The sequence below is a fragment of the Paludibacter jiangxiensis genome, assembly GCF_001618385.1.
Taxonomy (GTDB): domain Bacteria; phylum Bacteroidota; class Bacteroidia; order Bacteroidales; family Paludibacteraceae; genus Microbacter; species Microbacter jiangxiensis.
In genome coordinates this window covers 757,952-770,823 of the sequence record NZ_BDCR01000004.1, presented here as the reverse complement: position 1 = coordinate 770,823, position 12,872 = coordinate 757,952, and the positions used below count along the sequence as shown (strand labels likewise).

The window sequence follows — 12,872 nt, the reverse complement described above, 5'->3', positions numbered from 1 at the left end:
GTTAGCAGATTTTGTTTAATTTGAAAAATATGTATTGGTCTGTTGGTAAAATGAACTTCTTATGCGCAGATTTGTTAGTGTAGGTAGTATCTTTGAAGTCAATTGATTGTTTCTCTTTGTTAAGCAAATTTTATTTTTGTAACTACATTAAATCAGCCAGACTATGAAACTCTATTTTTTTAAGAACTGGAACGAAAAGCTAAAGCTGGTGTTAGTTCGTTTCCCTTTATCATTGTTGTTTGTTTTAGGAACAAGCGTGCTGTTTGTGCTGAAAATTCATGACTATAAGGTTGAAATCAGCGAATTTATGTGGCCTTTGTTTTTGGGGGGAGTCTTCTTGTCAATCGCTACCACCCTGTTATGTGAGGAGATGAGAAATAAACTCGCTGCTATATCAGTGGAGATTCTGGTGGTAATAGTCTGGCTTGTTTATTGTTTAACCTTGCCTAAACACATGCAGCCTGTACATATTTATCAGGTGGTTGTTGTCTCGGTCTCATTTGCATTATCCATATTTTTTATTGCTTTTCTGAAAAAGGCCTGCGAAATTCCATTTTGGAACTTTGTGTATAATATTATTGTACTGTTGCTGGTGACGTATCTTTTCGCATCAGTACTGATGGGTGGATTGGGTCTGGCGCTTCTGTCGCTCGATAAATTATTCCATGTTGTTATAAACGAAAAAATATATGGATACCTCAATGTTTTTTGTTTTGTGATTTTTGCCCCGGTTTATTGGCTGGCGTCAATCCCTCATTCGGATGAGAAATTTGATAGTCGAGTCCAATTTAATAAAGTGCTCAAAATACTCGGACTGTATATTCTGTTGCCAATCCTTTGTATTTATCTGTCAATTTTGTATGTGTACATGTTTCAGATAATTGCGAAGTGGGAATTACCCAATGGGTGGGTTTCCATGTTGGTGTCTGCGCTTGGAATCGGAGGGCTGCTTACAATAATAATTCTTTATCCGCTTCGTATTCGGGGGGAAAACCGAACGGTGGTGTGGTTGGCAAAATATTTTCCGTTGGTTCTTCTTCCTTTGTTAGTGTTGATGTTTGTTGCTATTGCAAGAAGGCTGGATGATTACGGCATGACGATTAATCGTCTCTATGTCTTGTTGCTGAATTTGTGGTTGTTTGGTGTCAGTATCTGGTTGTTTATTGTGAAATCAAAATATATTAAGTGGATTGTTGTGTCGTTTGCATTGGTTGCATTTCTATCATCGGTAGGTCCATGGAGCATTGGGAATATCTCCAAATATAGTTTGCGTCATGAATTGAAGAGTCGCCTATCGGGTTTGCATTTTCTGGAAAATGGAGGGACAGTAAAAATGAAGATTCCGGCAATGTATGTAGATTCAACTTCAAAAGACAGAATTACAGAGATCACTAATTATCTCTTTGATACATACGGTGTGGAAAGCTTGCAGTATTTGTTTGCATATCCCGTTAGTAAAATGAGTTCACGGGAAATAGTGAATCGTTTTGGAATACAGGAAACAAACTCTAAAGTCATTCAGCAATTTGATGCCTGGCAACCAGAAAATACCTGGTCGTCCAAAGTGGCTCCTTATTCAAACATTGTGGCGATTAACAAGTCGTTCTCTCCGGATAATCCATACGAGGATGAAAATGTTGTTTTGAAAATTGATGGAGCTGTTGTTTTGGTTCAAATCAAAACGCAGCCATCCAGATATATAACGGTTTCGCTGGGATCCAGGCTACAGCAGTTTGTGAATGCGGGAACTGAAAAGAGAAATAGATGCACTAAAGAAGAAATGACTTTGAACGGGCCTAATTATAGAATGATTATTATCTCTGTGTCTGGAGATTATAATCGCAGGACCCGATCATATCATGTTGGATATTTGAAGGCGTACCTGATGTATTGATCGCTAAAAGTAGCAAGACTGAAATTTGGGGCGGTCTGTCATGGCTCTTTTTTGTATCTTTGTGGTGTAAAAAAGAGTTGTTTGTAAAAATTAATAGGATAAAAATTACTTTGTGTAATATATTTCAGTGAAAATATCACAGAATGAAACCGATATGCAGTTTCGCAATCCCAATAGGTGTGAAAGTGGTTTTTAGTGATACAGTTTCCTGATCTCCTTAAACAAGAAAATTATTAGCAAATGAAATATATTGTAATTCTAGGCGATGGTATGGCTGATGAGCCTATTGCAGAACTCGGGGGCAAAACTCCGTTGCAAGCCGCTCACAAGCCTAATATTGACAGGCTCGCAGCACTGGGTTGTTCCGGTATGCTGAAAACTATTCCGGAAGGTTTCGCTCCTGGTAGTGAGATTGCAAATCTGGCTGTATTAGGATATGACGTTCCGAAGGTCTTTGAAGGAAGAGGTTCTTTGGAGGCTGCCAGTATGGGTATTGATATTGAAGATGGAGAAATGGCTATGCGTTGTAATTTGATTTGCATTGAGGATGGAAAAATAAAAAACCATTCGGCAGGCCATATTTCAAACGAAGAGGCTTCCGAACTGATTGAATTTTTAAATAAAGAACTTAGCGATGATGTTATAAAGTTTTTCCCGGGGGTTTCCTATCGTCATTTGTTGAAGATGAAGGGTGGAGATAAGCATCTTGATTGTACTCCTCCGCACGATGTGCCGGGTACTCCTTTTGAGAATGTGATGATAAAGGCACAGGCGACAGAAGCGGAACAAACCGCTAAAAAATTGAATGAGCTTACCTTGAAATCGCAACAATTACTGGAAAATCATCCGGTGAATCTTAAAAGAAAGGCGGCGGGAAAGGATCCTGCAAATAGTATCTGGTTGTGGTCTCCCGGTTATCGCCCTCAGATGAAAACTATAAATCAGTTATTTGGGGTGAAGAGTGGGGCTGTTATTTCAGCCGTGGACCTCATTAAGGGAATCGGTGTGTATGCCGGATTACGGCCTATTGTTGTGGATGGTGCAACCGGACTTTACAATACTAATTACGAAGGTAAGGCGCAGGCTGCAATTGATGCTTTGCGCACCGACGATTTTGTCTATCTTCATATCGAAGCGAGTGATGAAGCAGGCCATGAAGGAGATGTGGCTCTTAAAGTAAAGACCATCGAATATTTGGATAGCAGAGTGGTGAAGCCGATATTCGAAGAAGTTTCAAAATGGAATGAGCCGGTTACTATTGCTGTTTTGCCGGATCATCCGACGCCGTGCAGTATAAGAACTCACACCGCAGCCCCGGTGCCGTTTGTTATTTATCGTCCGCACCAAGAGCCCGATGCAGTACTTATTTACGATGAATATGAGGCGCAAAAAGGTTCATACGGAATTCTACAAAGCCAGCAGTTTATGCAAATACTGTTGAGTTGATCGATATCTGCTTTTTGTTATTAAAGGAGTCATTTGTTATAATAATAAATGACTCCTTTTTTTTTGTGGCTATTGCTGTCGCTTTGACAATACATTACAATGTTAATTAGGAAAAATTGTTTATATAGTTTTAATTATGAAAAATATAGTATATTTATCCCGATAAAATTTAACATGTAATGTTTTTGCTTTTTATATTTAAAATGCTGCAAAATAGATGTTTAATTTTATTTGCAATAATAACCTTGGATTTACATACTAATTAAAAACATGCTAAAATGAAGAAAATTTTCGTGTGCCTGGTCTGCTGTTTATCTTATGCGTTTATGCTAGCGGCAGAAAAAGATACCAATAAATTTGGTAAAGTATCAGAAGAAGAAGTGAAGATGAGTTCTTTTGCGGAAGATACGAGTGCTGTAGCTGTTGTTCTTTACGAAAAGGGGAGCAGCTATTATCAGGTAAATAATGATAATCTTCAGGTGTGTTTTGATGTTTATGCCAAAATTAAAATTCTCAAACCCGCAGGAGCTGATTGTGCAAACATAAAAATTAGATACGAGGATTATGGACCTAATAGCAGAGAAACTGTGCAAAGTATTGATGGCTATTCTTACAATTATGTAGGTGGAAAGGTTGAGAAGACAAGATTATCAAAAGAATATATTTTCACAGAGAATATTAAAGAAAAGGTTTTTCAGAAAAAAATTACGTTGCCGAACGTAAAAGCAGGTACATTAATAGAATATAAGTATACTATTGTGTCTGATTTTGAGGGAAGTATTCGCTCATGGAGATTCCAGAGAGAGATTCCTGTATGCCAGAGTATCTATGATGTTCTGATTCCTGAATATTTTTCGTTTAATGTCAATACCAGGGGATATTGTCCTATGGAAAATATTCGTGAACCAGAAAATCAAACCTTGCTGCTAAACGGAGGTCCTTTATTATGTACCAGTCAGCATATTTTCTTGAAAGCCAAGAACCTTCCAGCTCTTAAGAAAGATAAATTTGTCGCTTATATGAATGATTATATAACCTCGGTGTCTTTTGAAATATCTGGGGTGCAGATTCCAGGAGCAGTCTATAAATCATTTGCTTATACATGGAAAGATGTTGAAAAGCAATTGATGGATGATAGTGATTTCGGGGGAAATCTTAAAAAATCGGGTTTGCTGAAAGAAGAAGTGAAAGCGATAAAGGATTCAAAAATGACGAATGTCGAAAAAATACAGGCATTATACGATTTGGTCAAATCGAAAGTAAAGTGGAATGAAAAAACATCGATATACAATGCTTCTCTGAAGAAGGCATTGAAAGATGGAGTAGGGAATAGTGCTGATATGAATTTTATTTTGATTAATATTCTTAAGGATGCGGGCTTTGACGCATATCCGATTGTTATGAGTAGTAAGAGTGAAGGAAGGCTTCCGAGAGCTAATCCTTCGATCAATAGCATTAACTATTTTGTTGTTGGGTTAGATGTGGATGACAATAAATATTTTATGGATGTATCCCGAAAAAATGCTCCGATAAATGTGCTGGATGATGAGTATTTGGTAGATATGGCCCGTTCATTCAGAGGTGTGGAAAGTAATTTGTCAGATTGGGTTGATTTGTCGCATATTAATTCGAGCTTAGAGAGAAATGTTTCATTGATTAAATTTGAAAATGATAAAATGATGGTAGAAGTTTCGTCAATGAAAACAAATCAACTGGCCTATGATTTTCGTGAGCAATATAAAAAGTATAAAAACAGGGATGAATGGATTGAGTCTTTGCAGAATAAATATGGTGTGAATATTGATAGTTATGAGATTAACGGGCTTGATAGTATAAATAAACCTATTGTTGAGAAATTTACTTTTAATAAGGCAGCTTCTTTGGCAGACTCAAAGCTTTATGTTAATCTGTTAACGCTATTTCAGGAGAAATCAAATCCATTTACGGCAGATAAAAGAGAATTACCGGTAGAGCTCTCATATCCACGGATAGTAAAAAATGCCATATCCATTCTTGTGCCGAATGGTTTTGCAGTTGAAGAAATGCCCAAATCGGAAAAGGTAGCAATTAATGACAAAGACGCGTTGTATAGTTATCTGGTTCAGAGTGCAGGAGAATCAATACAGCTCGTATCTTCTCTTACATTTAATCAGACTATTTATCCTACAACTGAGTATGTGAACCTTAAAGATTTTTGGTCTCATATTGTGGCAAAAAATAATGAGCAGGTTGTTCTGAAAAAAATGAATCTGTAAAAATCGGTTGTATGTGGAAGTCACACTTTGTTCTAATAGCATTTTTGTTTGGTGTTTTTGTTTCTGTCTCAGGGGCAGAAACCCTGAATTACCCGGTCAGTCAGATTCCGGATTCATTAAAAACGGATGCATATTCAGTAGTGCGGTATGAATCGACACACTTCGAGTATTATGATCAACATAATGGATTGCAGAAAGTGATTCGTGTTGTGACTATACTGGATGAAAAAGGGAAAGATGAAGCGGATTTTTTTGAGGGCACGGGTCAATTTTGGGAACTTAAAAAGTTTTCAGGAGAAGTGTACGATGCCAATGGGAAGTTGGTAAAAAAAATACGGAATTCGGATTTGATTACATCTTCATTTTCTCAGGAAGTGGCATCTGATGAAATTAAAAACATTTACAGTTACAGTCAGCCTAATTACCCATATACCATCAAATATGAGTATGAAATTAAATTTAAGAACGGGATTGTAATGTTTCCTGTCTTTGCTCCTGTACATAATTATAATCAGTCTTTGCAGAATGCGGAGTATTTTTTGCAAATTCCCAAAGGGGTTGAATATAATGTCTTTACGCGCAATTTTGCAAAAGAAGCCGTGAAGACAAGCAAAGACGGGTCCGATGTGTGCCGGTGGGAGTCCGTGGGATTTAAAGCTATTGATGAAGAGCCTGTAATGGCAGGGATAGATAGTTTTGTGCCTTTGATGATGATAAAACCGTGTGAGTTCGCTTATGATAAGTTCATAGGTTCATTGAATTCCTGGAGTGATGTCGGTAAATTTGAATGGAGCCTTCTCAAAGACAGAGATGTTTTGCCGGATCAATTTGTTGAAAAACTTAAAGGTATGGTTTCTGGGCTGGCTTCTGATAAAGAAAAGGTAAAAAAAATCTTTGAATTTTTGCAGAAATCCACTCGTTATGTAAGTATCCAATTGGGTGTCGGCGGATGGCAGCCTATCGCCGCATCTAGTGTTTATCAAACAGGATTTGGTGATTGCAAAGGATTAAGTAATTATTTGAGGGCAATGTTGAAAGCTGTAGGTATCGAATCTTATTTCACGATAATCTATAGCGGAGATAAGAAACAGTTTATGAAAGAATTCGCAACGCCCGCACAGTTTAATCATGCCATTCTTACAGTACCTTTTAAAACGGATACAATTCCCTTGGAGTGCACAAGCCAGTATACTCCTTTTGGGTACGTTCATGATAATATTGCAGGGCATAATGCTCTTTTGGTAACACCGGAGGGAGGCAAGCTATATAAACTACCTCAATATGCAGATACATTGTCTTATACACATAAATGTTTGCAAGTGAGTGTAGACAAGAATGGCATGATGAAGGCGAATGTACAGTGCGGATATGAGATGCATGAGTTTAGAGAAATGCTCGATTTTGAGAAAAATATGAATAATGACGAACGTGTTAAAGATATCAAATCTGATTTTCACTTGCCGAATATGACAATATCCGACATTTCATGTGTGGAAAAAAGAGATGCGCTTCCTCGGATGACTGTAAAATATAAGTTGAATTCAGAAACGTATGCAGCCAAATCCGGTACACGCATGTTTTGTCCAGTCAATCCTTTGAAGAATAGCATGAAGCTATTTTCAAAACGAAGCAGAAAATATCCGTTTGTTTTTGAAAATGGAGGTTTGGAATATGATACAATTCAAATTGCACTACCGGAAGGAGTGCGGATTGAGTCTTGTCCGTCAAACGTGTCTTTGAAAAAACCATTTGGCAGTTTTTATTCTGCTATTCAGCAACACGATGGGAAGTTGATGATAATTCAGAAGATAAACATTAAACGAGGTACTTATCCTGCCAACATGAATAACGAAATGAAAGATTTTATTTTGGCAATAAATAATGCATTCTCTGCACAGATTGTCTTGAAAACTGATTAGTAGTTATTTGTGCGGGATTGTTTGTGGCGGGTTTCCTCGTTGAAAGCGAGTCATTAGATTTATTTTTGCTTGAACAACAATATTTTCTGCTTTTCAAGCAGACTAATCGATAGAATCATTGTATCTTTGCGATTTACAATGAGTGTTTGAATCGCAGTTTTCAAGCGCGTAAAATCTGAATTTATGATGAAACGACTCTTTTTATTTGTAGTGGTTGTTGCTGTTTTGTCATCGTGCGGTAATAATAAAGAAACAGCGCAGAAGTTGATTGATGAAGAGTTATCGCACACTTTAAGTGATTATAAAAGTTATCACCCGATTAGTTTTGGAAGCCTTGATTCTTTATTCTCTTCTTATAAGACTGATTCAGGATATGTTGATCTGGCACGAAAAGCCGAATATTACCATAACTTATTTGTGACAGAAACAGGCAATGCTATTCTGGCTCCTACATCAAAAGAACAGGAGGCTGTACAGGAAAAAGTAAAGCAATACGAAGATTCTGCTGCATTGCTCAAAACACAAGCTGATATTTATGCAAAATCTTTCAGGGGGCAGTATGTCGGATGGAAAATGTCTCATACTTTCAAAACTCCGTCACAAGGAACAGTTACTTATCAGTTCTTTTTTGATATAAGGCTGACTAAAGTTGTTGGGTCAGAAAAGGAATAAAATAGAAAAGGACACAAAAAAGCCACTTGCAAAATTCTTTGTAAGTGGCTTTTTTGTGTGAGACATACTGGATTCGAACCAGTGACCTCTTGCCTGTCAAGCAAGCGCTCTAAACCAGCTGAGCTAATATCTCAAGACAAAAATACCGCCCATAAAAGGCGGTATTTGAGGGATTTAAGTCGGGGTGACAAGATTCGAACTTGCGACCACACGCCCCCCAGACGCGTACTCTAAACCGGGCTGAGCTACACCCCGCTCAATTGTGGTGCAAAGGTAATATCTTTTTTCTTTTTCGCAAATAGTTTCTTCGAAAACTAAAAGAAAAAATGTTGTTCAGATTATTCTTCTATCGACATTAATTCCATTTAAAATTGATCTTGCATTTCGGGTTTAATAGGTGTCCGTGTGATTCTACAAATAGATATTGTTTTCCTATAATCCACTCTCATAATAATATAAAGGTAACATCGCCGTAATAAAATAGCAATGACGAAAGTCTATTTTTAATTTGTAATTACAAATATTGATTTGTCTTGATAATCAATATTTTGCATGTGGTTAATTGCTAAATTATTTACGTTTTGGAACTAGACAAAGACTTTCAAATGATTAATGGATGCGGAGAAACTGTTTCGCAAACCAGATATCGCACTATCGTTCTTTCTGATATTCACTTGGGTTCTAAGCATAGCAAAGTGCATGAAGTGCTTGGCTTTCTCTCTTCATTTTCCTGCGAAAAGCTAATTCTCAATGGAGATATTATTGATGGTTGGCAGTTAAGAAAATCACAAAAATATTGGAGTGAAAAGAATACGCAGTTTATTAAGAAAATCATATCAAAGATTGTCAAAGAACAAACTGATGTGATATATGTAAGGGGAAACCATGATGATTTTCTGGATAAAATAGTTCCTTTTGCGTTTCCCAATATTCAGGTGGTGAAAGACTATATGCTGGAGTCGAATGGTAAACGGTATTTTGTACTGCATGGTGATGTATTTGATAACATCACGGTAAACATGCGGTGGTTGGCTATGATTGGGGATGTCGGCTATAATTTTCTTTTGAATCTGAATCGCATCTACAATTATTTCAGAATAAAGAGAGGAAAGCCATATTCTTCACTTGCTCAGCATATGAAGCAGAAAGTGAAGAGTGCTGTATCTTATATCTCAGACTTTGAAAAAGAACTGGTCAGACTTACCAAGCATAAGCATTGCGGCGGCGTGATATGCGGACATATTCACTCTCCGGCAAATTGTTACTATGGTGATGTTCACTATTTGAATTCCGGCGATTGGGTGGAAAGCCTTTCGGCATTGGTGGAAGACGAACAAGGGAATTGGAGTGTGTTGCATTATCAAACGATTCCTGCCGAAATTGAAGCAGTTTTTGCCTGACATGTCGCCAAAGATATGTTATTCGAAATGAAGATATTTTTGTACTTTTGTGAAAGAAAGGGATCAACAGACCTAAGAAAAAAGTACAATGGATATTGAGATTATTTCAGACGAATTCAAACTTCAACAAGCTAATCGCTATAGTTTATGGTTATACCTTAGCGATAATGATTGCTCGTTTGTTATTTTGGACGATACTTCAAAGCTATTTGTTGGCATAAAGAGGGTTAGCCATATCTCATTGACAAAAACAATTGAATTGTTTGACGAACTATCAGCAATTCCTTTCTCTCGTGTATCTATAGCCCTTGATGCACAGCCCAGCCTGATGATTCCCCGGGCTTTATTCAGGCAAGAAAATAAACGGAATTTATTGGCATTCACATCCGAATTTAACGAAGAACATGAAGTGATTGAGCAGTTTATTCCTTCCTTGTCAATGGTGAACCTTTTTGCTGTTGCTCCTTCTTTCAAATCATTTATTGCTCCCTATTTTCCCAAGGCAAATCTTATTCATACTTCTTCGGCAATGCTGATTGCAGCTGCCAATTTATCACGATCTGTCGATTCAAGTCCCACCATGGGAATTCGGATCACGGATAATTATTTGTATGTCTGTGTATTTGATAATGGGAAATTGATGTTGTCTAACTATTTTGCGATTAAGACTTGCGATGATATAGTTTATTGGCTCTTGCGCCTTTGCGAACAGTTTGGCTTCCAGACGTCAAAAGTGCGTATCTATTTTCAGGGAGTCGATAATTTGCTGGACGAACGGATTGTCGTTTTGAAGCAGCATTTTGCAAAGTTGAATTTACTTCCATTGCCTGATCTGTTTCAGTTGACTCCGGAGATAAAGGCAGAAGCCAAAGAAATTTTTACAGACTTGTTTTACCTTCCTATATGCGAATTGTAAGCGGAAAATTCAAAGGTCGTCGGTTTAGCCCGCCAACCCACATCACGGCACGTCCAACAACGGACTTTGCCAAAGAAGCTTTATTTAATGTCCTGAATAACTACATTAGTTTTGAGGATTGTGTAGTCCTCGATCTTTTTGCAGGTACGGGCAGCATTAGTTACGAATTCGCCTCCAGAGGAGTAAAACGGGTTGTGAGTGTTGAGATGAGCGATAAGCATCTGGATTTTATACATAAAATCAGACAGGAGCTGGGCTTGATGAAGGTCGTTTATCCGATTAAAATGAATGTGTTTCGCTATATTCAACAGGGGAAGGAACAATTCGATGTGATATTTGCTGATCCTCCCTATGAAATGAAAGAATTACCTCAATTACCGGCGTTAGTGCTGCAGGGCAATTTGCTGAGTGATGACGGAATATTTATTCTTGAACATTCAGCCAAGCAGGACTTTAGTCAGGAGCCGAATTTTCTGGAACATCGTCAGTATGGCAATGTGAATTTTTCGCTGTTTACCAGGAAAGTCAATTAAGCCTAAGCTTAACAAGGTCTATCCTGTTGTTTTCTACTTTGAGTATACGGAATGTAAAATGCAGAACTTTTATGGTTTCGTTGGCTTTTGGCAGGTTCTGATAGTGGCTTAATATAAAACCTGCTATAGTGCTGTATTCGTCAGATTCGGGAATCTCAAGGTCAAAAAGCTCGTTAACCTGATCTATTTCCATTCTTCCGGAAAGGATATATTCCCCGTTTTCAAGCTTCTTGGAGATCAATCCACTGCGATCATGTTCATCTTCTATTTCTCCAAAAATTTCTTCAAGAATATCTTCGAGGGTTACAATTCCGGCTGTTCCTCCATATTCATCAACCACTACGGCAATACTCTTTTTTTGCTGGTTGAATAACTTCATCAATTTATTCGCCTGCATCGTTTCCGGAACAATAGGCACGTCATTAATATGTTCTGTCCAGGTATCCGGATGGCGAAGCATTTCTGATGAATGGATAGAGCCTATGATGGAATCTATGTTGTTTTGGTAGATGAGAATTTTTGAATGTCCTGTCTCAATAAAAAGCTGTTTTAGTTGTTGTAGCGATGCTTCAGCTTCATCAATGGCAATGATTTCGGTGCGGGGCACCATGCAATCCCGCAGTTTAACGGAAGAGAAGTCCAGCGCATTCTGGAAAATTTTCACTTCGGTATCCAAATCCTGTTCCTCGTCCTGATGATCTATGCTTTCCTGAATCAAATGGTCTAAATCTATACGGGAGAACACATGATGATGCTTCGAATTCACTTTGACACCAACTGTGCGGAGCAGGAAGATGGAGACCCAGACACTGATTTTGGAAATAGGATAGAGAACAATGTAAAACAGGAAAAACAACGGAGAAAATATTCTCAACCAAAGATTGGGATTTGAACGAAAGATAATCTTCGGAATATATTCTCCAGCCAATAGGATGAAAGCAGTAGCTAATGCAGTTTCGATTAATGTGATAAAAAGGTCGCTGCCTGTGACGGTCAGCAAGAGCGGGTGCATTAGCTGAGCAGTCATTATACTGAAAATGACTAATGCAATATTATTGCCAACTAAGGTGGTTGTAATGAATTGCTCGGGGTATCGATAAAAAATGGAAAGGAAAAAGTTGGTCACATGACTCTGACTTTTTTCCAGTTCAAACCTTAGTTTGTTGGAAGATATATAAGCTATTTCCATTCCCGAAAAGAAGGCTGAAAATAGCAATGAAATAATTATTATAAGGTAAATTTCCATTTATGACCTACATTGCAGAGCTGACCGGAATAATACCCTGCGGCTTTTTGATGACATATTGCGTTAGAGTCTGGTTGGACTCAAAACCTAATCCGGTAATAATCTTTGTGCGTTGTGTGATTTTGATCAGAGAATCAGAATAGATTTTTTGATCCCGCTGGTTCCAGTAGACTTGTTCGCTTTCAAACATATCTCCCTGTAAATTAATCATCCGGACTTTACCGTCAAGTCGCCAAAGCTGACGCACCTGATAGTAGTAGGCTTTCTTACAGTTGATTTCGGCGTCAACATGGAATGACTGGTCAAATCGTTGCAAATGAACGCCTTTTGGAAAAGCCCAGTACGGTTCGGACGATTTGTCGTAAATATACCAAACCGGCGTAGTAATCCTGTATCTTGTAATCCCCGAGTCGGAAATTAACGTGGTTACATTTTCGGCATACATTCTCGGCAGTTTGGTCCTGTCAATAGGTTTTACGGGGATCTCAGATTCCGTTTTTTTGCATCCTGTACAAAAGCACAAAACAACCGCCCCAAGGGCGATTGTTAAGCATTTGATGTTGTATTTTATATGTTGGTTATACATTTATG

The 12,872-nt window shown here is 37.9% G+C and carries 10 protein-coding genes and 2 tRNA genes; 8 read left to right on the top strand and 4 right to left on the bottom strand.

Annotated elements, in window-relative coordinates; genetic code table 11:
* Positions 1–163 precede the first annotated feature (163 nt).
* The 5 genes from PJIAN_RS13345 to PJIAN_RS13325 all read left to right on the top strand — a co-directional run bounded on the left by PJIAN_RS13345 (position 164) and on the right by PJIAN_RS13325 (position 8,186).
* On the top strand, positions 164–1,894 hold the full coding sequence (locus tag PJIAN_RS13345) for a DUF4153 domain-containing protein (protein WP_068705886.1): 1,731 nt from the start codon (positions 164–166) through the stop codon (positions 1,892–1,894).
* A 240-nt stretch (positions 1,895–2,134) separates the two neighbouring features.
* Positions 2,135–3,340 (top strand): cofactor-independent phosphoglycerate mutase, encoded by a 1,206-nt coding sequence (locus PJIAN_RS13340; RefSeq protein ID WP_068705880.1) that lies wholly within the window; start codon positions 2,135–2,137, stop codon positions 3,338–3,340.
* Between the two features lie 278 nt (positions 3,341–3,618).
* Entirely contained in the window at positions 3,619–5,595 is a 1,977-nt protein-coding gene (locus PJIAN_RS13335) for a DUF3858 domain-containing protein (RefSeq protein WP_084252417.1), read from the top strand.
* Positions 5,596–5,606: 11 nt separating this feature from the next.
* A complete protein-coding gene (locus PJIAN_RS13330; protein ID WP_084252416.1) occupies positions 5,607–7,514 on the top strand; it encodes a DUF3858 domain-containing protein in 1,908 nt (635 codons plus the stop codon).
* Positions 7,515–7,697: 183 nt separating this feature from the next.
* Positions 7,698–8,186: a hypothetical protein gene (locus PJIAN_RS13325; RefSeq protein WP_153802575.1), complete on the top strand. Its 489-nt coding sequence runs from the start codon at positions 7,698–7,700 to the stop codon at positions 8,184–8,186.
* A gap of 58 nt (positions 8,187–8,244) precedes the next feature.
* Here the strand turns inward: PJIAN_RS13325 and PJIAN_RS13320 are convergent.
* Positions 8,245–8,319: transfer RNA gene (locus PJIAN_RS13320), tRNA-Val, on the bottom strand.
* Between the two features lie 46 nt (positions 8,320–8,365).
* A tRNA-Pro gene (locus tag PJIAN_RS13315) sits at positions 8,366–8,441 on the bottom strand.
* A gap of 350 nt (positions 8,442–8,791) precedes the next feature.
* On the opposite strand from PJIAN_RS13315, the gene PJIAN_RS13310 reads away from it, so the two are divergent.
* The 3 genes from PJIAN_RS13310 to PJIAN_RS13300 all read left to right on the top strand — a co-directional run bounded on the left by PJIAN_RS13310 (position 8,792) and on the right by PJIAN_RS13300 (position 11,035).
* Positions 8,792–9,586, top strand: a complete 795-nt coding sequence (locus PJIAN_RS13310; protein WP_068706474.1) for a UDP-2,3-diacylglucosamine diphosphatase — start codon at positions 8,792–8,794, stop codon at positions 9,584–9,586.
* 88 nt (positions 9,587–9,674) lie between these two features.
* Positions 9,675–10,502 (top strand): DUF3822 family protein, encoded by an 828-nt coding sequence (locus PJIAN_RS13305; RefSeq protein WP_084252415.1) that lies wholly within the window; start codon positions 9,675–9,677, stop codon positions 10,500–10,502.
* A complete protein-coding gene (locus PJIAN_RS13300) occupies positions 10,490–11,035 on the top strand; it encodes an RsmD family RNA methyltransferase (protein WP_068705865.1) in 546 nt (181 codons plus the stop codon). Before PJIAN_RS13305 ends, PJIAN_RS13300 begins: the two co-directional genes overlap by 13 nt.
* Here the strand turns inward: PJIAN_RS13300 and PJIAN_RS13295 are convergent.
* On the bottom strand, positions 11,028–12,281 hold the full coding sequence (locus tag PJIAN_RS13295) for a hemolysin family protein (RefSeq protein WP_068705863.1): 1,254 nt from the start codon (positions 12,279–12,281) through the stop codon (positions 11,028–11,030). The two genes, PJIAN_RS13300 and PJIAN_RS13295, sit on opposite strands and share 8 nt — an antisense overlap.
* Positions 12,282–12,288: 7 nt before the next feature.
* Entirely contained in the window at positions 12,289–12,867 is a 579-nt protein-coding gene (gene lptC, locus PJIAN_RS13290; protein ID WP_068705861.1) for an LPS export ABC transporter periplasmic protein LptC, read from the bottom strand.
* Between the last annotated feature and the right edge of the window lie 5 nt (positions 12,868–12,872).

What these genes read in the sequence shown, in the direction of transcription:
- PJIAN_RS13345 (WP_068705886.1), top strand. Translation starts at nt 164, where the DNA reads ATGAAACTCTATTTTTTTAAGAACTGGAACGAAAAGCTAAAGCTGGTG.
- PJIAN_RS13340 (WP_068705880.1), top strand. Translation starts at nt 2,135, where the DNA reads ATGAAATATATTGTAATTCTAGGCGATGGTATGGCTGATGAGCCTATT.
- PJIAN_RS13335 (WP_084252417.1), top strand. Translation starts at nt 3,619, where the DNA reads ATGAAGAAAATTTTCGTGTGCCTGGTCTGCTGTTTATCTTATGCGTTT.
- PJIAN_RS13330 (WP_084252416.1), top strand. Translation starts at nt 5,607, where the DNA reads ATGTGGAAGTCACACTTTGTTCTAATAGCATTTTTGTTTGGTGTTTTT.
- PJIAN_RS13325 (WP_153802575.1), top strand. Translation starts at nt 7,698, where the DNA reads ATGATGAAACGACTCTTTTTATTTGTAGTGGTTGTTGCTGTTTTGTCA.
- PJIAN_RS13310 (WP_068706474.1), top strand. Translation starts at nt 8,792, where the DNA reads ATGATTAATGGATGCGGAGAAACTGTTTCGCAAACCAGATATCGCACT.
- PJIAN_RS13305 (WP_084252415.1), top strand. Translation starts at nt 9,675, where the DNA reads ATGGATATTGAGATTATTTCAGACGAATTCAAACTTCAACAAGCTAAT.
- PJIAN_RS13300 (WP_068705865.1), top strand. Translation starts at nt 10,490, where the DNA reads ATGCGAATTGTAAGCGGAAAATTCAAAGGTCGTCGGTTTAGCCCGCCA.
- PJIAN_RS13295 (WP_068705863.1), bottom strand. Translation starts at nt 12,281, where the DNA reads ATGGAAATTTACCTTATAATAATTATTTCATTGCTATTTTCAGCCTTC.
- lptC (WP_068705861.1), bottom strand. Translation starts at nt 12,867, where the DNA reads ATGTATAACCAACATATAAAATACAACATCAAATGCTTAACAATCGCC.